Consider the following 20682-nt stretch of genomic DNA (forward strand, 5'->3'; position numbering starts at 1 on the left):
TGAGTTTATTAGTTTAAGCTTCTGAATGATCTTGTAATAAATTTTTATAAATAAAACCTGCAATAATAGCTCCTAAAATTGGGGCTACCCAAAACAGCCATACTTGGGATAATGGTTCGCCGCCTACAAAAACAGCCTGAGATAATGATCTTGCAGGATTTACAGAGGTATTTGTAATAGGAATACTGATCAAGTGTATAAGAGTAAGTCCCAGTCCAATAGCTATTCCGGCGAATTTTCCGTTGGCAAATTTATCAGTGGCACCAAGTATAATTAAAAGGAAGAATAAAGTCAGTACCAATTCGGCAATAAAAGCAGCCTGCATCGAATAGCCGTCGGGAGAAAAAGCACCATATCCATTTGATGCAAAAGCCCCGGCTTTTGTATTGTCTATCATAAAACCTGCTTTTCCGGAAGCAATTGTGAAAAGTGTTCCTGCAGCAGCAAAAGCACCAATGCATTGTGCTATAATGTACGGAATCAAATCTTTAGCTGGAAATCGGCCGCCAGCCCATAATCCGAAAGAAACTGCGGGATTAAAATGCCCTCCTGAAATATGTCCAACTGCATAGGCCATAGTCAAAACGGTTAATCCAAAAGCTAATGAAACTCCAACAAATCCAATTCCTAAGTTTGGTATGCCTGCAGCAAATAATGCACTTCCGCAACCTCCAAAAACCAACCAATATGTACCGAAAAATTCTGCAAAAAGTTTTTTCATGATAAAAAAATTAAGTTAATAGAATCGTTAATAGGTGAAAATGAATGAAAATAGTATTTCAATACAATGTCTTTAAAATTTAGTAAGAATTGTATGGATTACGAATTTATAAAAAATTAACAAGTAATTGTAATATTTGTTGTGTTTTATATTGATAATCAGTGGAGTTAGTATTTTTTGAATTTGATATTCATCATTATAATGGCTAATATAATAAGGAGTATACCAATCCATTGTGATAATTCAACTTTTTCGCTTAGCAGGAAGTAGGCCATTGATACCGAAACAGGAAGTTCCAGTGCCGAGACAATGCTTCCTAATCCAATTCCAGTAAGAGGAAATCCTGTATTCATAAGTACTGGAGGAATGATGGTTCCAAAAAGTGATAATACGATTCCCCATTTTAGAAATATACCAAACTGAAATGGTGTGTTTTGTGTGGCAATGCCAAAAGCAAGAACAATTATGATTCCTCCGAAAAGCATGTATAAACTTCTTTGAGCTGATGAAATTCCTAAGGCAACACGATTAGCTGTAAACATTGTTGTTGTGAAAGAACAGGCAGCGAGCATTCCCATGACAAAACCTCGCCAATCCATTTGAATTTCGTTTTTAAAAATATTGGTAGCCAAAAATGTTCCTGCTAAAACTATAAGAGCGGCAACGATTTTTTGCGTAGAGGGGATTTTTTTCTCCAAAAACATTTCCAATAACAAACCAATCCATACTGTTTGCATTAATAATACGATGGCAATGGAAACGGGAATATATTTTACAGATATATAATAAAAAACACTGGTCAACCCCATAGAGGTTCCTGCTATCATCAGCTGGAATATATTTCTTTTTGTGGCTTTGATAACTTCGCTCTCACTTTTGGCTTTTTTAAATCCATTAATAATAAGAATTCCGATGATTCCTAATATAAATTGCGAGATAGTAACTTCGGCGGTAGTATATCCTTCATCGTAGGCCATTTTTACAAATGTGGCTAACATGCCATAACTTGTAGCGCCCAAGGCTACCAATAAAGTTCCCTTTAAGACTTGATTCTTTGTCATTTTTTTAATTTAAAAAAGCGGACAAAGATAGGTCATTTTGAATTCAAAAAAGTTTTAAAGTCTCAAGACTATTTAGAACAATCCTTTTAATGGACTGTTTTTAATTCCGATTTTATTGGCGCTAAAATTTAATTTTTGTTCCAACAAAGAAGCATATACACTTCTGAAATCAATTTGGTGTATTAGGTCTCCTTTGTCTAAATCGCTTAGATTTGGATTGTTTCCAATTACTTTTCCCTGATTGTTTCCTCCAATTATAAACATTGGAGCTGCAGTACCGTGGTCGGTTCCTCTTCCGTTATCAGCAACTCTTCTTCCAAATTCAGAAAAAACAACTATTGTTACATTAGATAATAATTGCGCTTTTTTCAAATCATTATAAAAACTAAAAACAGCATCGTTGAGCTCTTTTAATCTATTTTGATGAATTGCCAGTTGGTTGTCGTGCGTATCAAAACCACCCATTGAAGTGTAATATACCTTCGAATGAAGATTTCCTTTAATCAATCGGGCAATCCATTCCAGATTTTTAGACAACCCATTTTTTGTGTAATTCACTTCAGATGCGGTACTTTTTTTCAAGGCATCTTGAATAGCGTCGGAGCCTTCTACAACAGAGTTTGCAATTTTTCGAACAAAATCCAATTGTGGGTTTCCAGATAATTGCTCCGAATTGTCAGTAGTTTGTTTGGTGGTAAATCGATCTGGGTCTTTTACGGTAATGCTGTTTGGTTCTTCCCCTTTTAGTGCCAAATTGTCGATACTGTCTATGTTGATTCCCGCTGTCGGTTCATGGTCATTACATTGAAAGTCGAGGTAACGGCCCAGCCAGCCCTGGTTTAAGTATTCTTGATTCGTTGGCGCTGTTTGCCAAATTTCCTGACTTCGAAAATGCGAGCGAACTGGATTTGCATAACCTACATTTTGGATAACAGATAAATCACCATTTTGCTGCATGGTGGCAAAATCTTTTAACGAAGGATGGAATGCCATGCCATTATTGCCTGCAATAACTTCTTCTTTCGAAAGCGCTATTGTAGGTCGGGATTTGTAGTACAGCTCGTCTTGAAAAGGAATGTAAGTGTTTAGTCCATCGTTTCCTCCATTCAATTGAACAAAAACGACACATTGGTCTCCAATCAAGAGATTGTTTTGTGTGCCAAACGCATGTAAAAAATCAGGCAAAATAAGTGAGCCTGCAGTAAAAGTTCCTGTTAAGGAGAGAAAGTTTCTTCTGTTCATGGTTACAAAAATTAAATAATTTGGAACTCGGGTGATTTTACTATTGCATTAAAAAGCCTTAATACAGCATTGTTGGCTCCTGGAGATTTTGGGTCGAAATCGTATTTTAGTATTTTTTCGAAGTCTTCCTGCGAAGATTTATCAACGGAAAAAAGCGTTCTGTCGGTTAATTCTTTTATGATTTCTTTGTTGTTTTCATTTGGATTCCATTCCAATGATACTGTAACGGATTGTTTTTTGGGAATGTTATTTTCTGAGGGTGATTTTTGCCGGTTAAAATTTCGACCGTTACATAGCAAATCAGCCAGATTGTTTCGCTGTAAATAAATTTGGGAAGTAAGCCAACTGTTTCCACCGTCCCAACCTTTTACATTCGGTTGGTTAAACAAGTCCATTCCCTGTTGTCTTAGAAATAATACTAAGGCATTAATATTAGGGTTTTCTATATGGAGTTCATCAACTAATTGTAATGAATATTCCAGTGGATTTTTGATTTTTGCCCCTGCGGTTTCCTTTTTTGCAAATTCTTCGGTAAATATTTTTACCAACAAGGGTTTGATTTCAAAGTTTACTTTTTTGAAATAATTGCCATAGTAATGTATTAGCTCTTCCTTTGGTTGGTCATAAATAAACCATTGAAATATCTTTTTAGTCAATAAATAAGGAATTTTGGGATGATCAAAAATAGCATCCACCATTTCATTCATTTTTAAAACTCCTTTTTTGCCTAAATATTCAATTGGGTCATTGTCTTCGTAAAAGGGATGATATTTTGCACCGTCGATTCCTATGCCCAATCCGGCAAGGCCTTTTGCGCCATTTTTAATATCAGTTTCAGAGTAATTTCCGATCCCCAGTGTGAAAAGTTCGAGTAGTTCGCGACTTAAATTTTCGTTGCTTTTACCTTTTTTGTTGTCTGTGTTATCAAGGTATCGCACCATTGCATTGGTTTGCAATACTTTTTTGGTTAGTGTTTTAAAATTGCCAAAAGCCTCTTCACGATAGAGCTGATTATTTTGAAAAAGCCAATAATTAACTTTTACCTTTTGGGATGAAGTAACAAAATGATTGTGCCAAAAAAGTGTCATTTTTTCCCGTAGCGGAAATTCATTAGATATGATTTGTTCAATCCACCAAGCCTTCAGTTCATGAAGCGTTTGAGATTCTTTCTTTATTAATTCTTTCGATTTTTCCGGGTCTTCTTTCTTGATTTTCCGAATTGCTTTGAAATCTTCGAAAGTCTTGGGACTGTCATTTAGTAAATCTGGGACTGTAGTGTTGTAAGGAGCTTCAAAAGATTGTTTCAAAAACCCCTCGATTCCTAATTTTTCAATAGTTTTAGATTGCTCGGCGCTAAATCCTAAACGGAGTGACCATAAGATTTCGTTTTTCATATTTCGAAGAATTATTGCTATAAGACTTCTTTTGTTGCAAAAGGTTTAAAAGGTCTTATTGTCAATAATATAAAAACGAAAAACCTACTATTATCGCTTGTTTTAGAAAGCTATTTGTTGTTAACAGTCGTTATTTTTGTTCTTTTCCAAGTTCCTTATGAGTTAGGTCGCTCAAATGCAAACGTAATGCATCAACCGAAATGTTGATTTCCCAAAAACATAAAGCCAATGAAATCAGTAAGGCAAGCAAACTGGCTCCAAACAAATAAATTCCAACCAATTGATAGTTTAAGAACAATAAAAGCATTGTAAAAACAGACAAGAACAAACTGAATACGCCTGCCATTTGCATAAAACGAATAAGTGTTAATCTTCGGTTTAGGTTCTTTATTTCCAGTAAAATCATACTGTTTTCTTTCTCTTTGTAAACTTTCTTTAGTCCACGTACAATGGTTGCAACCGTCAAAAACCGATTAGTATAAGCCAGTAAGATTAACGAAGTAGCCGAAAACAATAAAGCAGGAGTTTCTACATGAAGTGTCATTTGTGTAAATTTTAGTGTACAAAGTTCGTTTTTTTTACGCATTAATGAAAGAAACGGTAGTGGTTTGTAAAATATAAATGTGAGTATATAATATAGGTGTAATCAAAATTCAAATTTTCAGGAGCTCTTTCCTGCTATTCGTTGCAAGTCCTCGTTCCTTTGGCAACATTTTTATGTATTTGCAATAGCTTCCGTTGGTCGCTTTGCCTCTACATAAAATGTAAGCCATATTCACTGTGGGCTTTCCACTACTATCAGGGCTAGGGTAGTGATATTTCAGCGGAAAGAAATCAATACATATATATAGTATAAACCCGTTGGGTGAAATTAGTTGGAGTAAATAAAATTGATTAGATATTGGTCAAGACACTGCAAAGCAGTATCTTGAAGTCGCTAAACAACCAATATTCATGTCAAATATAGTTAAAAATTATTTTAAGGTTTTAGAAGTTATATGTTCTTTGAATTATGATTTGGTATTTAAACCAAGAGTTGGAAGAAGTGGTAAGATGTCTGATTTAGAGGTAATAGCACTTAGTTTGACTGCTGAATTTATGTCTATTGACAGTGAGAATTCACTTTTCAAACAAATTAGTCCGATTATGATTCCTAATCTAATTGAACGTAGTCAATTCAATAAAAGAAGAAGGAAACTGTTTTTATTTTCTGAAGAGATCAGGACTAAACTAGCTAGTCGATTTCTTGAGTTTGAGGACTATTTTATTGTTGACAGTATGCCGTTGGAAATCTGCAAATTTTCTCGTCACAAAAGAATTAAAATATGCAAAGATGAATTTGAAACAGCTCCTTCCAAAGGTTTTTGTGCTTCGCAAAACAGTTGGTTTTATGGATATAAGCTTCATGGGGTTTGCTCAGTAACTGGTGTGTTTCATTCTTTAGACATTACAAAAGCAGAAGTTCACGATGTAAATTTTTTAAAGAATATTAAAAAACAAATGTCTGATTGTGTGATTCTTGGAGACAGAGGATATCTCTCTGAGAGTGTTCAATTAGATTTATTTCAGACGGTTAAAGTTAAATTAGAAACCCCAAAAAGAATTAATCAAAAAGATTACAAATCACAACCGTATATTTTTAGAAAATCTAGAAAAAGAATTGAAACTTTGTTTTCACAATTATGCGATCAATTTTTAATTCGAAGGAATTATGCTAAATCTTTTGAAGGCTTTAAAACAAGAATTTTAGCAAAAATTACAGCGATGACTTTGATACAGTATATCAATAAATTTATATTTGACAGACCTATAAACAATATTAAAAATCAACTAATTTAATTTCACCCAACGGGTAGTATAAGGAAAAAAGTACCCGAAGGATGGTTTTTAATATAATCCAATGAAGTTCTTAGCGCCTTTGGGAGCGATTTTGGCCTGCAAAGGAGTAAAAGAGTCAAGAAGTATAAGGGAATCAAGAAAAAATGGGCATAATTCAGCGATCCAAAAAGGGACAATATTATAGATAAGGGTAGTGTTGTTTGCAGTAAAACGAGCTCGTCACGCCAAAAAGCGGAAAGGTTTTAAGAAAAGGGTGTTTGTAAAATTAAGGTTATCAGAGTTTTAAAAAATAAATATAAAATAAATGCAAAAACCCCTTGTTTAAACGAATAAACTATCTACTTTTGCACCCGCAACAGCGATGGCGCTCTTAGAAAGACTGACAAGTATAACAAAACAAATTGGAAATTTATTTTCAAAAAAGATTTAAAAAAAGCTTGTGAGATTTAAAAGAGTAGTTTATTTTTGCACCCCGCAAAACATGCAATGATCTTTGACAGACTGATAAGAAAACGAGAGGAAAAACGAAAATAAAAATTTTCAAAAAAAACTTCAAAAAGTTCTTGCCGGTTAAAAAGAAAATACTACTTTTGCACCCGCTTTGAGAGACAAACGAAAAGCGAAAAAAAGGAATATACGTTCGTAGACATATTGAATTGACAGCCGTCTCGTCCAAAAGACGAGACAAATAAAATAAGAGTAATAGAATCGAGAGATTTGAATTAAAACCACTAGAATCGGAGTCGAAATATAAAACAAGTCGTAAGACTTAAACAATATACGATGAAGAGTTTGATCCTGGCTCAGGATGAACGCTAGCGGCAGGCTTAACACATGCAAGTCGAGGGGTATAGTTTTTCGGAACTAGAGACCGGCGCACGGGTGCGTAACGCGTATGCAATCTACCTTTTACAGAGGGATAGCCCAGAGAAATTTGGATTAATACCTCATAGTATAGCAGTTTCGCATGAATCAGCTATTAAAGTTCCAACGGTAAAAGATGAGCATGCGTCCCATTAGCTAGATGGTAAGGTAACGGCTTACCATGGCAACGATGGGTAGGGGTCCTGAGAGGGAGATCCCCCACACTGGTACTGAGACACGGACCAGACTCCTACGGGAGGCAGCAGTGAGGAATATTGGTCAATGGGCGCAAGCCTGAACCAGCCATGCCGCGTGCAGGATGACGGTCCTATGGATTGTAAACTGCTTTTGTACGAGAAGAAACAACATTACGTGTAATGTCTTGACGGTATCGTAAGAATAAGGATCGGCTAACTCCGTGCCAGCAGCCGCGGTAATACGGAGGATCCAAGCGTTATCCGGAATCATTGGGTTTAAAGGGTCCGTAGGCGGTTTAGTAAGTCAGTGGTGAAAGCCCATCGCTCAACGGTGGAACGGCCATTGATACTGCTAGACTTGAATTATTAGGAAGTAACTAGAATATGTAGTGTAGCGGTGAAATGCTTAGAGATTACATGGAATACCAATTGCGAAGGCAGGTTACTACTAATGGATTGACGCTGATGGACGAAAGCGTGGGTAGCGAACAGGATTAGATACCCTGGTAGTCCACGCCGTAAACGATGGATACTAGCTGTTGGGAGCAATTTCAGTGGCTAAGCGAAAGTGATAAGTATCCCACCTGGGGAGTACGGGCGCAAGCCTGAAACTCAAAGGAATTGACGGGGGCCCGCACAAGCGGTGGAGCATGTGGTTTAATTCGATGATACGCGAGGAACCTTACCAAGGCTTAAATGTAGATTGACCGGTTTGGAAACAGATCTTTCGCAAGACAATTTACAAGGTGCTGCATGGTTGTCGTCAGCTCGTGCCGTGAGGTGTCAGGTTAAGTCCTATAACGAGCGCAACCCCTGTTGTTAGTTGCCAGCGAGTCATGTCGGGAACTCTAACGAGACTGCCAGTGCAAACTGTGAGGAAGGTGGGGATGACGTCAAATCATCACGGCCCTTACGCCTTGGGCTACACACGTGCTACAATGGCCGGTACAGAGAGCAGCCACTGGGCGACCAGGAGCGAATCTATAAAACCGGTCACAGTTCGGATCGGAGTCTGCAACTCGACTCCGTGAAGCTGGAATCGCTAGTAATCGGATATCAGCCATGATCCGGTGAATACGTTCCCGGGCCTTGTACACACCGCCCGTCAAGCCATGGAAGCTGGGGGTGCCTGAAGTCGGTGACCGCAAGGAGCTGCCTAGGGTAAAACTGGTAACTAGGGCTAAGTCGTAACAAGGTAGCCGTACCGGAAGGTGCGGCTGGAACACCTCCTTTCTAGAGCTTTGGTGTTAGCCAAGTGCACGCCAAAGAAAGAAGACGAAGAGACTTTTGGTTTCAAGGATTAAAATTTTATTACTCTTGCTGTTAATTTAAAAGAATAAAGAATTAAGTAAAAACAGAGTCTCGTAGCTCAGCTGGTTAGAGTACTACACTGATAATGTAGGGGTCGGCAGTTCGAGTCTGCCCGGGACTACTTTTTTAAAGATTTTAGATTTAAGAAATTAGATTTAAGATTTAAGATTAAAAAAAAACTGAACAGCTTAATTTAAAAGGAAATTCTAGAGTTGAGTTCTTATGAATAGTCATTCATAATTCATAATTCACAATTCATAATTAGATTGGGGGATTAGCTCAGCTGGCTAGAGCGCCTGCCTTGCACGCAGGAGGTCAACGGTTCGACTCCGTTATTCTCCACTATCTTTAAGAAGATAGAATATAGAAAAAAGAATATAGACAATGTCTAATATCTATTCTCTGTGTTCTTTATTCTAAAAAGAAAAAGTTCATTGACATATTGAGATAAAAAAATATTTAAAAAGTAGAAAGAACACTTTTTAGTAAGTAGTGAAAAGTGACTAGTAATTAGCTTCGGCTAATCACTAATTACTAATAGCTAATCACTAAAAAAAAAGTACAATAAGCAAAATAAGGGCGTATGGGGGATGCCTAGGCTCTCAGAGGCGAAGAAGGACGTGATAAGCTGCGAAAAGCTACGGGGACGGGCACACACCGATTGATCCGTAGATATCCGAATGGGGCAACCCACTATGTTGAAGACATAGTACACCGATAGGTGGGCAAACCCGCTGAACTGAAACATCTAAGTAGGCGGAGGAGAAGAAAACAAAAGTGATTCCGTAAGTAGTGGCGAGCGAACGCGGATTAGCCCAAACCAATGTTGTTACGGCAATGTTGGGGTTGTAGGACCACGATATTTTATGCACAAGGAACCGGAAGTTACTGGAAAGTGACGCCATAGAGGGTGATAGCCCCGTATGGGTAACGAGTGTAATAGATAGTGTTATCCTGAGTAGGGCGGGGCACGTGAAACCCTGTCTGAATTTGGCGGGACCATCCGCTAAGGCTAAATACTCCTGAGAGACCGATAGTGAACCAGTACCGTGAGGGAAAGGTGAAAAGAACCGTGAATAACGGAGTGAAATAGATCCTGAAACCATACGCTTACAAGCGGTCGGAGCCCTTAAGTGGGGTGACGGCGTGCCTTTTGCATAATGAGCCTACGAGTTAACGTTGCTGGCGAGGATAAGCTATTAAGTAGTGGATCCGTAGCGAAAGCGAGTCTGAATAGGGCGCTTTAGTCAGTAGTGTTAGACGCGAAACCGTGTGATCTACCCATGGGCAGGATGAAGCGCTGGTAACACAGTGTGGAGGTCCGAACCGGTTGACGTTGAAAAGTCTTCGGATGACCTGTGGGTAGGGGTGAAAGGCCAATCAAACTCGGAAATAGCTCGTACTCCCCGAAATGCATTTAGGTGCAGCGCAAGGCATAAGTTATATAGAGGTAGAGCTACTGATTGGATGCGGGGGCTTCACCGCCTACCAATTCCTGACAAACTCCGAATGCTATATAATGTTTCCTTGCAGTGAGGGCTTGGGTGCTAAGGTCCAAGTCCGAGAGGGAAAGAACCCAGACCATCAGCTAAGGTCCCCAAATATATGTTAAGTTGAAAGAACGCGGTTTGTCTGCCCAGACAGCTAGGATGTTGGCTTGGAAGCAGCCATTCATTTAAAGAGTGCGTAACAGCTCACTAGTCGAGCGGACGAGCATGGATAATAATCGGGCATAAACATATTACCGAAGCTATGGATTTACAGTTTACTGTAAGTGGTAGGGGAGCATTCCAGCAGGGTTGAAGGTGTATCGTAAGGTATGCTGGACTGGCTGGAAAAGAAAATGTAGGCATAAGTAACGATAATGCGGGCGAGAAACCCGCACACCGAAAAACTAAGGTTTCCACAGCTATGCTAATCAGCTGTGGGTTAGTCTGGACCTAAGGCAAACCCGAAAGGGGCAGTCGATGGCCAACGGGTTAATATTCCCGTACTACTAATTACTGTGATGGGGTGACGGAGTGATGAAAGTACCGCGAACTGACGGAATAGTTCGTTAAAGCACCTAGCTATAGGTTTTATAGGCAAATCCGTAAAACTTGGTGAAATGCGATAGTACTCGGCGTCTTCGGACAAAGAGATAGTGTACCTAAGGGCTTCCAAGAAAAACCTCTAAACTTCAGGTAATTAGTACCAGTACCGTAAACCGACACAGGTAGTTGAGGAGAGAATCCTAAGGTGCTCGAGAGATTCATGGCTAAGGAATTAGGCAAAATAGACCCGTAACTTCGGGAGAAGGGTCGCCCCGAGCAATCGGGGCCGCAGTGAAGAGGTCCAGGCGACTGTTTATCAAAAACACAGGGCTCTGCAAAATCGTAAGATGAAGTATAGGGCCTGACACCTGCCCGGTGCTGGAAGGTTAAGAGGAGATGTTATCTTCGGAGAAGCATTGAATTGAAGCCCCAGTAAACGGCGGCCGTAACTATAACGGTCCTAAGGTAGCGAAATTCCTTGTCGGGTAAGTTCCGACCTGCACGAATGGTGTAACGATCTGGACACTGTCTCAGCCATGAGCTCGGTGAAATTGTAGTAACGGTGAAGATGCCGTTTACCCGCAGTGGGACGAAAAGACCCTGTGCACCTTTACTATAGCTTAGTATTGACCTTGGATAAATGATGTGTAGGATAGGTTGGAGACTGTGAAGTGGCGTCGCCAGGCGTTGTGGAGTCATTGTTGAAATACAACCCTTTGTTTATCTGAGGCCTAACCCCGTAAACCGGGGGACATTGCTTGGTGGGTAGTTTGACTGGGGTGGTCGCCTCCAAAAGAGTAACGGAGGCTTCTAAAGGTTCCCTCAGTACGCTTGGTAACCGTGCGAAGAGTGCAATGGCATAAGGGAGCTTGACTGAGAGACATACAGGTCGATCAGGTACGAAAGTAGAGCATAGTGATCCGGTGGTTCCGCATGGAAGGGCCATCGCTCAAAGGATAAAAGGTACGCCGGGGATAACAGGCTGATCTCCCCCAAGAGCTCATATCGACGGGGGGGTTTGGCACCTCGATGTCGGCTCGTCACATCCTGGGGCTGGAGAAGGTCCCAAGGGTTGGGCTGTTCGCCCATTAAAGTGGCACGCGAGCTGGGTTCAGAACGTCGTGAGACAGTTCGGTCTCTATCTACTGTGGGCGTTAGAAATTTGAGTGGATCTGATTCTAGTACGAGAGGACCGAATTGGACAAACCTCTAGTGTATCTGTTGTCCCGCCAGGGGCACCGCAGAGTAGCTACGTTTGGAAGGGATAAGCGCTGAAAGCATATAAGCGCGAAACCCACCACAAGATGAGATTTCTTTTAAGGGTCGTGGAAGATGACCACGTTGATAGGCTATAGGTGTAAAGGCAGTAATGTCATAGCCGAGTAGTACTAATAACCCGTAAGCTTATGTACGACTCCTCTCCTCCCGTTCAAAACGGGAGGAGAAGAAACTTTCTAAAACTTTTTATGTTCTTTATCTCAGTATGTTAAAATATTAGCTCGACGCGAGCAGTGACTAGTAAAAAGTAACTAATGATTAGCTAATCACTAATTACCATTCACTAATCACTAACAACCTTAAGGTGGTTATTGCGGCGGGGCTCACCTCTTCCCATCCCGAACAGAGAAGTTAAGCCCGCCTGCGCAGATGGTACTGCAATTTTGTGGGAGAGTATGTCGCTGCCTTTCTTTAGTTAACCCCGACTGAAAAGTCGGGGTTATTTTTTTTATAGGTGCAGCGTGTCCCTCGTCTTGGGACGAGATCGATCCGCTGCCTTTCTTTAATCTGAACTTGTTTCAGATTCTTTAAAAACCCTTCATCAAATGATGAGGGGTTTTTTGTTTTAAATTGCTTTGAGAATTTTCAAAATTTTAGAAAACCAGATTTTTGAAACTATTCTCAATTATCTCGATTCTATTCTATATTATCTTTACAGTGGTTACAACGTTTTCGCAGGGTTAAAATAGCATCTGTATTAGAAAATGGAGTTGTGCTCTCGGATGTATAATCGTTTTACTTTAGCAATAGAAATAATTACTAATCTAAAACAAGAGTATCATGAAAACGATTTTAAAAATTAGTCTGATAGTATTGGTGGCGATGACCACGATGGGCGCTCACGCAATAGGAGGTGATTTTTTGCTAAATGTGAAAAAAGCAACCGGTAAGGAAATTTGTTTTTCGGTAAATGGGATCCAAAAGGCCAATGTGGCTATTTATGATAAAGAACATACTTTGATCTATTCTGAAAAAGTTACCGGTACAGATGGAATTATGAAAACCTACAGCCTTGAGGAATTTCCTGAAGGGACTTACTTCCTGGAAGTAGAAACGAGCCAAAAGAAAGTAACCCACGAAATTGTGGTTGCCAAAGAAGCTTCTACACTATCGAGAAAGTCTATAGCCGAGGTTTACAAAGGGGACTTGAAAATGGAAAACAAAAATGTGGTTACGGTTAATTAATTGGATAGTTTTTGGTGCATTACTTCGAAACAAAAAAACAGCTCTAAAAAAAGAGCTGTTTTTTGTTTATAATCCAGAACCAATTTTTTTTTAGAATGATGGCAAAAGGGAAAAAATGTATACTTTTAGCCCCGATTTCTTCCTACCGTCTGGACACAAATATTTTATATTAAAAATGGCACGCAGATAACGCGGATTAGACAGATTATCGCTGATTTTTTGGTTGCATACTAAAAATATTATTTGTAAAACTTATGTTTTTTTCAATACATTTTTTTAAAAACAACAAATTTATCTGTGTAAATCCGTTCAATCCGCGTCATCTGTGGCCTATAGAAAGATGTGTCCAGACGGTAGGATGAAAGCGAAAATCTCCCAATTTAGAAAAACAAGGCTTTTTTGCCGTAGTTTTTCTTGATAGGGATTGCAGTGAACAGCGGGAACAATGCCCCCAAAAAGGCCTCATGATTCCGCTACTAAAAGAGTTATAGGCCATATAATCAAGCTATTCTTATGTTTTTATACCTCCAGTTTTCTATGTAAGTAATCAGAGTAGAACCCTGATAATATTAAAGCAATGACCGTTGTAGCTCCGAAAAATGGATTAATGTTGATCAATGAATCTTCGGAATCGACTACTACAAATGAACCGTAACCGAGGTATCCGTAAATGGAGGACAAAAGGGCAAACATTGAGGCTAAAATAGATACACCTCTAATTCTAAAGCGAAAAGTTGCCCACAGTAATATTAGTATGAATAGATATTGGTCATTTGGGTGGTCATAAGCTATAAGAATACAGACAAATATAGTTGCTATTCCTAATGAAATAGCTTCTAAAAGTGATGTGGAAATGATTTTTATGTGATGGCGATAAAACCATGATATTAGAAATGGAGTTATAAGTATAGTGCCTATTAAATCACCTTTCCATAGAGTTATCCAATTAGAAATAAAGTGATTTGGAGTACTTAATCCCCAAAATGAAATAGCTGAAACACATAATGAAGCAGTGATACCACAATATAAAGTGCTAATTGCTAAAAAGGACATGACAGAAGTCCCTGTTTTTAATGGATATTGGCCTTTGTTGACTAAATTAATCAGATAAGAACAAATAATTACTCCGATCGCTACTCCAGTAGCTACAGATGCAGAAGAGAGTATGGTTTCAAGTAATGATTTGTCCAGCATTTTGCAAACATCCCAAAAGGAAAACATATTTGCAACAAATGATCCTATCCAAACTCCAATTATTGCTTTACGCCCAATAATTAATAAGGCTGCAAGAGCAAATCCTACATCGGGGAAAATTGGAGATAGATTGTCCGGTGAGACAGTTATCCTAAAGCTCAAAAAAGCAAGTACATTGAAAACAAATGCAACTAAAATAATTTTAAATAAATCAGATTTTAAATAAAAAGGGGTGTAATAATCGCTGGCATCTAACTTATACATAATGAATAGATTTTGTTTTTATTCTTTTGAATTTCAGATAACTTATAAAATCGCTATTAGGATATGTTTGGAAAAACATACAAAAATAAACAGCGACATTATATGTGGTGTCTATTAAGGATCATTTTACACATATGAAACAAATTTAGTATTTAATTTTTAATTGTATTTTTTTGGAGGTTTAAAAAAATGTTTTTTGTCATATATTTTTTATCAAAAAAATATTTTGTATTCAGTTTTAGAGAAAAAAAGAAGAGACTGTGAAAACAGTCTCTTCTTGAAATATTTAAATGTAAATTAGATTTACATCGTAATTGGAAATTCAATTCCGTTTTGAGTATAAGTCGCTTTGTTATCGCAATCACCTGCTCCGTAATCAATTGTTCCATTCAAGATGGTACTTTCTACTTTTATTTTTCCTTTGGAAATAAAATCGCAAGAGGCATTTTTAATTAATGACTGCGTAACGGTTAAAGTCATTTTGCCTCCATTTTGGTTAGTAATTGTTGTAGTTCCTTGAGTCATTTCGTATGAATTGTCATCGAACGTAGGTGTTGAAGCTCCTGCTGTTAGTCTTACAGTATATGAACCTGAGTTTTGGTATACATTTCCTTTGGCATCTGTAAATATTCCATCAGCAACAGTTCTGGTCCATTCTGGTGTAGCAGCAGTTACTGTAGAATTTTTGTATGTGATTTTACCTTCTACTTTATTACTATTTATATAGTAGTTAACTCTTTCTACAGTCATGGTACTTCCTGTTTCAGTGATATTTCCCGAAAAAGTAATTTTCAATTTTCCTTTTCTAGTAATGTTGTTTACTGTACATCCAGCAGTTCCAAAATCAACGTAGAATGTTTTAGGAAAAGTGGTTGTTACCGGATCCATTGTTACTAGTGCACATGAAGCGGTTAATGTTTTTCCAGTTAATTTAGCAGTTAATTTTTCGTAGGAAACCTGCAATCCGGCTTGTATATCCAACTCATTTGCTAAATCAATCGATGCAGAAGCTACTACTGGAGTGCTGTCAGTGGCTGCCAAAGATTCTTCTTTGGTACAAGAAGTAAATTGAAAACAGCACAAGGAAAATACAGCTAATGAAAGTAAACGGTTCTTCATAAAATTTGTTTTGGTTAAGTTAATTTACTATGGGTGGGCAAATTTATTATTTTATTTGAAGTAATTGCCGTTGTAATTGTTAAAAAACAGTAGGAATGATAATTTTTGAGTGATTTTAATTACAAATCAAACATTTTATTTTTTTTCAAATTTTGATAGATGTTATTTTAAGTAGTTTAATGAGTTTTGAAATGACTGGAGACATTTGGCAATTCAGCGAGATCGAGTTCTAATTCGGTTGAGCCATTATCAGCAAAAGCTCCTATAGTAAAAGAACCATAGCAGTAGAAGTTCAGTTCTGCCGATTGTTTGTCGATTTTTACAAGTTTGAATGGTGAATCTCCAAAAGTATTATGTAGAGCAAATAATATCAAATCACCGTTTTTTAATGGATTGTCTTTCGGATTTATTGAGACTACCTGTAGTTTTACTTTGTAAAATCCTTTGGCTTCTTCAATAACGGTTGCTTTTAATTCACGTTCATTATTTATAGCATTGGATTTCCATTGTCCTTTTTGTGGGTCATCATTATGGGTTATAAGTCCTTTATGTAGTTTTAATTTGGCTTCATCTATCATTTTATCCAAATGTAAAACTTGATTTTGGTTGTCTTTTTTAGCTTCATCAGCGGTGATTAATTTTTTTATGACTGTTTGAACGTTGGCATTCGACATCAAAGGTTCGTTTAACTTGTCAATTAGAGTTTTGGTCAATTGCTCTTTTTCTTGAACCAAACTTTGAAAATGAATAATCTTGTTGTCTTTTAGATGGTTCTCTTCCCTAATTTCAAGAATTTTTTCTTTTAACAGTTCCAGTTCTCTTCGAACCAAATTGTCATCTGCATATTTGTATTTATTGGAAAGTACCAATCGCATATAATTGTAACCAATGAACAATCCCAAAAAGCCAAAATAAATAATAATCCCAATTGTATATACATTCAATAATTGGCTGTCATAATTTGAAGCAACCCTTATGTATTCAACAAGAGCGAAGATATAAAAGGGAATTTCTTTTAGATTGATTAATACGAGACCTACAATAATTTTGCTTAGCCAATCCGAGATTTCGACCAAACTATTATTGAACGAATTATTAGTTCCTTTTTGATTGTTTCTTTTGGGCATACCAAATAAAGAGCCTACGAAAAAAGAACTTATAAAAGTAGCAATTCCTAAAGTTACCCCTATAAAAAGAATTTTTCCGCCCATTTCAGGAATAATGATGGGGAAACCAATAACAGGAATCATACCTAGAAAGAGTCCCATGTATAAAGCGAGTAAAACTGAAGTTTCAGCTTCTTTTACTGTATTTTTTTCGTTCTCTAATTCCGTTTCATTTAGACTTTTGTTTTCTTTATTTGCCATAATCGTAGGTTTTAATTAGGTTCAAAATCAAATCAGTTCTATTGGTTTGCGAAACTTAATTTTTTGAATAAAGGAAGGAACTCGTTTTCCTGAAGCAGGAAGGTATTTTAATTTCAATTCTTAAAATTAAATAAAAAAACAACAAAAAATGATGTGTAATTGCTTATTTTACAATAAATAGCTTTGTCGTTCTTTGAAGTTAGTATTGAAAAATGATGATTTTTGGCAATAAAAAAACCTGCAAGTTGGAGCTTGCAGGTTTGGATTTTTCCTTTGAAAAAAGGAAAAATGATTATTTGATCAATTCAAAACTTCTTTTTACAAAAGCGGTCAACGCTTCTCCTTTTAGTAAGTTTTGTGACAATTTGGCCAAATCCAAAGCTTGTTTCACCAAACTTTCCTGAGCTGATTTGTCTTTGTTGTTCAAAATGCTAGAAGCTAAATCCGAATTGGTGTTAACAACCAAATTGTACATTTCAGGCATATTGCTCATTCCGAACATTCCGCCACCACCGGTTTGGCTCATTTCTTTCATTCTACGCATAAATTCTGGCTGTGTAATGATAAACGGAGCTGCTTCGCTGTCCAAAGCTTCAAGTTGTACGGTATAGGTTTGTTTAGGAACGATAGTTTCAAGAACGGTTTTTAGACTTTCTTTTTCTTCATCAGATAATTTGGAAACAGCATTATCTTCTTTCTTGATTAAGTTATCGATATGGTCAGAATCCACACGAACAAAATGTAAGCCGCTGTTGTCACCTTCAATTTTTTGGATTAAATGCGAGATAATCGGTGAGTCCAAAAGCAATACTTCGTATCCTTTGTCTTTTGCAATTTCGATATATGAATGTTGCGCTTCTTTGTTTCCTGCGTATAAAACAACAATTTTTCCGTCTTTGTCAGTTTGATTTTCTTTTATTTTCTCTTTCAGTTCATCAAGAGTGAAATAAGTGTCATCAACAGTTGGGTACAATACAAATGCGCCGGCTTTTTCGTAGAATTTATCCTCAGAAAGCATTCCGTATTCCAAAACGATTTTGATGTCGTTCCATTTTTTCTCGAAATCTTCTCTGTTTTCATTGAATAGAGATTTCAATTTATCGGCAACTTTACGAGTAATGTAGTTGGAAATTTTCTTAACCGCACCATCAGCCTGTAATCCTGAACGGGAAACGTTCAAAGGAATATCCGGAGAATCAACTACACCACGAAGCATCATCAAGAATTCAGGAACAATTCCCTCTACATTGTCAGTAACGAATACTTGATTTTGGTACAATTGGATTTTGTCTTTCTGAATTTGAAGATCTCCGCTTAATTTTGGGAAATATAAAATACCGGTTAAGTTAAAAGGATAATCTACATTCAAATGAATATGGAATAATGGCTCCTCAAACTGCATTGGATACATTTCGCGGTAGAAATCTTTGTAGTCAGCGTCAGTTAAGTCAGAAGGCTGTTTTGTCCAAGCCGGATTTGGGTTGTTAACGATATTGTCAACCTCAATAGTTTCAGGCTTGTAATCTTCTGGTGCATCCTCAGGTTTTGGAAGTGTTTCTGTTTTTGTTCCAAATTTAATTGGAATAGGCATGAATTTGTTATACTTATTTAACAAGCCTGAAATTTTAAATTCTTCCAAGAATTCAAGGGAATCTTCGGCAATGTGTAAAATAATTTCAGTTCCTCTGGAAGTTTTGTCAGCCGGTTCCAATGTAAATTCAGGACTACCGTCACATGTCCAATGAGCTGCAGGTTCGTCTTTGTAAGATTTAGTGATAATTTCCACTTTTTCGGCAACCATAAAAGCAGAGTAGAAACCAAGTCCAAAATGACCTATAATTCCTGAGTCTTTTGCGGAATCTTTGTATTTGTCCAAGAACTCTTCAGCTCCTGAAAAAGCTACCTGATTGATGTATTTTTCAACTTCATCGGCAGTCATCCCTATACCTTGGTCGATAATGTGGATTTTTTTTCCTTCTTTGTCAATTTTAACTTCAATAATCGGAGAACCATATTCGACTTTGGCTTCACCAATGCTAGTAAGGTGTTTTAATTTTAAAGTCGCATCAGTTCCGTTTGAAATCAATTCACGCAAGAAAATTTCGTGGTCACTGTAAAGGAACTTTTTGATTAAAGGAAAGATGTTTTCAACCGAAACATTAATTTTACCTGTTGTCATGTTTTTATCTTTATTAATGGTTTTACAATTGGTAAAACTATCTTTCAAATAGAGTACCAATTGTTGTAAGAATGACAAATTGTCGTAAGGAAATTATGTATATAAAGTCAAAAATTATGGATTTGATACGTATCTTTGCACTTACATTAATTTAAAATCGTAATAAAAATGAGGAAAATTCTTTTGATGTGCACAATGGCCTTTTTGGTTTTTGCATGCAAACCCACGTCCACTGCACCAGCAGCACCAGAGCCGGTTTCAAATGCTCCCATGACAAAATTAGACAAGACTTCCCAAGTTGGAATAAAAGGAAATTGGCAGATTACCAATGTCTCTTACCCTGGATCTAATTATATCAAAGTGAATTCTTTTAATCTTGCGGATTCAAAATGTTTCATAGGCAGTACATGGAAATTCATTTCAAATAACAACAAAGGAAACATGACTTTGAACAGTCCTGATTGTTCAGCTTTTACATCTGAAATTACTTGGTATGTAAATAAAGAAGGACAGTTTGTACTGAAAATTTTGGACGAAGGATTAAAATCTAAAAAAGTAAAAACTGGTTTTGTTCTAGGAGTTAGAAACCAAACTGAAACTTCATTTGAATTGATTGATAAAATAAATGTAGGAAGTAAACCTACCGATGTTGTTTACCAATTTCAAAGAGTTAACTAATTTATAATATGACAAAGATGAAAAAAATAGCAATTTTAGGAATTAGCACTTTATTAGTATTAAGTTTTCTTTTTACAAGTTGTGAATCAGTGAATAACGCCAATAATGCCCAAAAAGGAGCAGGGATTGGAGCTGTTGCAGGAGGAGTTATTGGAGCAATTATTGGGAACAATACCGGGATTGGTACTGCAGGAGGTGCTGCAATTGGAGCTGCGATTGGCGGAGGAACAGGAGCAATTATTGGGCACAACATGGATAAACAGGCTAGGGAAATTGACGAAGCGCTTCCAAGTGCCGATGTGGAGAGAGTAGGGGAAGGAATTCGTTTGGTTCTTAAAGAAGATGCCGTTCGTTTTGATTTGAATAAAGCAACTTTAACTGCTCAGGCAAAGGCTAATTTGGACAAATTGGTTCCAGTTTTTAAGGAATACGGTGATACAAATATTGAAATTTTTGGTTATACTGACAGTACCGGAAAACCGGAATATAATTTGACCCTTTCACAAAAAAGAGCCGAATCGGTAAAAGCTTATTTGATTTCAAAAGGTTTAGTAGCCAGCCGTTTCAAAACATCAGGTCATGGAATTGCTGATCCAATTGCAACAAATGATACACCAGAAGGAAGAAGTCAAAATCGTCGTGTAGAATTTGCTATTACTGCCAATCAAAAAATGATTGAAGATGCCAAAAAAGGACAATAATGATATTTAAAAATGTTAAAAAAAACTGCTTTATTACGAAGCAGTTTTTTTTTGG

Annotated in this window: 13 protein-coding genes, 2 tRNA genes and 3 rRNA genes; 9 read left to right on the forward strand and 9 right to left on the reverse strand. The window is 37.3% G+C overall.

Going from position 1 to position 20682, the window contains the following annotated elements; all coding sequences use genetic code 11:
* Window positions 1–13 precede the first annotated feature (13 nt).
* The 5 genes from aqpZ to OZP12_RS06050 form a co-directional block, all read right to left on the reverse strand.
* Complete coding sequence (gene aqpZ / locus OZP12_RS06030; RefSeq protein ID WP_281228149.1) at window positions 14–721, reverse strand: aquaporin Z; 708 nt, start codon at window positions 719–721, stop codon at window positions 14–16.
* A gap of 167 nt (window positions 722–888) precedes the next feature.
* Window positions 889–1782 (reverse strand): DMT family transporter, encoded by an 894-nt coding sequence (locus tag OZP12_RS06035; protein ID WP_281228150.1) that lies wholly within the window; start codon window positions 1780–1782, stop codon window positions 889–891.
* Between the two features lie 72 nt (window positions 1783–1854).
* Window positions 1855–3024: a DUF1501 domain-containing protein gene (locus OZP12_RS06040; RefSeq protein ID WP_281228151.1), complete on the reverse strand. Its 1170-nt coding sequence runs from the start codon at window positions 3022–3024 to the stop codon at window positions 1855–1857.
* An 11-nt stretch (window positions 3025–3035) separates the two neighbouring features.
* Window positions 3036–4418, reverse strand: a complete 1383-nt coding sequence (locus tag OZP12_RS06045) for a DUF1800 domain-containing protein (protein WP_281228152.1) — start codon at window positions 4416–4418, stop codon at window positions 3036–3038.
* Between the two features lie 130 nt (window positions 4419–4548).
* The gene (locus OZP12_RS06050) at window positions 4549–4962 is read right to left on the reverse strand and encodes a DUF2721 domain-containing protein (protein ID WP_281228153.1); all 414 of its coding nucleotides are present in this window, start codon (window positions 4960–4962) and stop codon (window positions 4549–4551) included.
* Window positions 4963–5372: 410 nt separating this feature from the next.
* Here OZP12_RS06050 and OZP12_RS06055 point away from each other — a divergent pair, with 410 nt between their 5' ends.
* From OZP12_RS06055 to OZP12_RS06085, 7 genes are all read left to right on the forward strand, one after another.
* Window positions 5373–6257, forward strand: a complete 885-nt coding sequence (locus OZP12_RS06055) for an IS982 family transposase (RefSeq protein ID WP_432419518.1) — start codon at window positions 5373–5375, stop codon at window positions 6255–6257.
* A 780-nt stretch (window positions 6258–7037) separates the two neighbouring features.
* Window positions 7038–8551, forward strand: a 16S ribosomal RNA gene (locus OZP12_RS06060).
* Window positions 8552–8676: 125 nt separating this feature from the next.
* Window positions 8677–8750, forward strand: a tRNA-Ile gene (locus OZP12_RS06065).
* A 147-nt stretch (window positions 8751–8897) separates the two neighbouring features.
* Window positions 8898–8971, forward strand: a tRNA-Ala gene (locus OZP12_RS06070).
* A 220-nt stretch (window positions 8972–9191) separates the two neighbouring features.
* A 23S ribosomal RNA gene (locus OZP12_RS06075) occupies window positions 9192–12074 on the forward strand.
* A 166-nt stretch (window positions 12075–12240) separates the two neighbouring features.
* A 5S ribosomal RNA gene (rrf, locus tag OZP12_RS06080) occupies window positions 12241–12350 on the forward strand.
* Together the 16S, 23S and 5S rRNA genes with 2 tRNA genes alongside form the textbook arrangement of a ribosomal RNA operon.
* A gap of 370 nt (window positions 12351–12720) precedes the next feature.
* Window positions 12721–13125, forward strand: a complete 405-nt coding sequence (locus OZP12_RS06085; protein WP_281228154.1) for a T9SS type A sorting domain-containing protein — start codon at window positions 12721–12723, stop codon at window positions 13123–13125.
* Between the two features lie 519 nt (window positions 13126–13644).
* On the opposite strand, the gene OZP12_RS06090 is transcribed toward OZP12_RS06085, so the two are convergent.
* The 4 genes from OZP12_RS06090 to htpG all read right to left on the reverse strand — a co-directional run bounded on the left by OZP12_RS06090 (window position 13645) and on the right by htpG (window position 19248).
* A complete protein-coding gene (locus tag OZP12_RS06090) occupies window positions 13645–14583 on the reverse strand; it encodes an MASE1 domain-containing protein (RefSeq protein WP_281228155.1) in 939 nt (312 codons plus the stop codon).
* A gap of 303 nt (window positions 14584–14886) precedes the next feature.
* Window positions 14887–15702 carry a hypothetical protein gene (locus tag OZP12_RS06095; protein ID WP_281228156.1) on the reverse strand — a complete coding sequence of 272 codons (816 nt, stop codon included), beginning with the start codon at window positions 15700–15702 and terminating at the stop codon, window positions 14887–14889.
* A 176-nt stretch (window positions 15703–15878) separates the two neighbouring features.
* Complete coding sequence (locus OZP12_RS06100; RefSeq protein ID WP_281228157.1) at window positions 15879–17069, reverse strand: pYEATS domain-containing protein; 1191 nt, start codon at window positions 17067–17069, stop codon at window positions 15879–15881.
* A 292-nt stretch (window positions 17070–17361) separates the two neighbouring features.
* Window positions 17362–19248 (reverse strand): molecular chaperone HtpG, encoded by a 1887-nt coding sequence (gene htpG, locus OZP12_RS06105; RefSeq protein ID WP_281228158.1) that lies wholly within the window; start codon window positions 19246–19248, stop codon window positions 17362–17364.
* A 168-nt stretch (window positions 19249–19416) separates the two neighbouring features.
* On the opposite strand from htpG, the gene OZP12_RS06110 reads away from it, so the two are divergent.
* Together OZP12_RS06110 and OZP12_RS06115 are read left to right on the forward strand one after the other, a co-directional pair.
* On the forward strand, window positions 19417–19926 hold the full coding sequence (locus OZP12_RS06110) for a lipocalin family protein (protein ID WP_281228159.1): 510 nt from the start codon (window positions 19417–19419) through the stop codon (window positions 19924–19926).
* 17 nt (window positions 19927–19943) lie between these two features.
* Window positions 19944–20627 carry a YiaD family glycine zipper/OmpA-like lipoprotein gene (locus OZP12_RS06115; protein ID WP_281228160.1) on the forward strand — a complete coding sequence of 228 codons (684 nt, stop codon included), beginning with the start codon at window positions 19944–19946 and terminating at the stop codon, window positions 20625–20627.
* Window positions 20628–20682 lie beyond the last annotated feature (55 nt).

Origin of the sequence: Flavobacterium aquiphilum, assembly GCF_027111335.1 — a bacterium.
GTDB lineage: Bacteria > Bacteroidota > Bacteroidia > Flavobacteriales > Flavobacteriaceae > Flavobacterium > Flavobacterium aquiphilum.

Excerpts from the sequence above, each read along its gene's own strand:
- OZP12_RS06090 (WP_281228155.1), bottom strand. The coding sequence starts at position 14,583 with ATGTATAAGTTAGATGCCAGCGATTATTACACCCCTTTTTATTTAAAA.
- OZP12_RS06055 (WP_432419518.1), top strand. The coding sequence starts at position 5,373 with ATGTCAAATATAGTTAAAAATTATTTTAAGGTTTTAGAAGTTATATGT.
- OZP12_RS06110 (WP_281228159.1), top strand. The coding sequence starts at position 19,417 with ATGAGGAAAATTCTTTTGATGTGCACAATGGCCTTTTTGGTTTTTGCA.
- OZP12_RS06100 (WP_281228157.1), bottom strand. The coding sequence starts at position 17,069 with ATGGCAAATAAAGAAAACAAAAGTCTAAATGAAACGGAATTAGAGAAC.
- OZP12_RS06045 (WP_281228152.1), bottom strand. The coding sequence starts at position 4,418 with ATGAAAAACGAAATCTTATGGTCACTCCGTTTAGGATTTAGCGCCGAG.
- OZP12_RS06115 (WP_281228160.1), top strand. The coding sequence starts at position 19,944 with ATGAAAAAAATAGCAATTTTAGGAATTAGCACTTTATTAGTATTAAGT.
- OZP12_RS06040 (WP_281228151.1), bottom strand. The coding sequence starts at position 3,024 with ATGAACAGAAGAAACTTTCTCTCCTTAACAGGAACTTTTACTGCAGGC.
- OZP12_RS06085 (WP_281228154.1), top strand. The coding sequence starts at position 12,721 with ATGAAAACGATTTTAAAAATTAGTCTGATAGTATTGGTGGCGATGACC.
- OZP12_RS06035 (WP_281228150.1), bottom strand. The coding sequence starts at position 1,782 with ATGACAAAGAATCAAGTCTTAAAGGGAACTTTATTGGTAGCCTTGGGC.
- OZP12_RS06050 (WP_281228153.1), bottom strand. The coding sequence starts at position 4,962 with ATGACACTTCATGTAGAAACTCCTGCTTTATTGTTTTCGGCTACTTCG.
- aqpZ (WP_281228149.1), bottom strand. The coding sequence starts at position 721 with ATGAAAAAACTTTTTGCAGAATTTTTCGGTACATATTGGTTGGTTTTT.
- OZP12_RS06095 (WP_281228156.1), bottom strand. The coding sequence starts at position 15,702 with ATGAAGAACCGTTTACTTTCATTAGCTGTATTTTCCTTGTGCTGTTTT.
- htpG (WP_281228158.1), bottom strand. The coding sequence starts at position 19,248 with ATGACAACAGGTAAAATTAATGTTTCGGTTGAAAACATCTTTCCTTTA.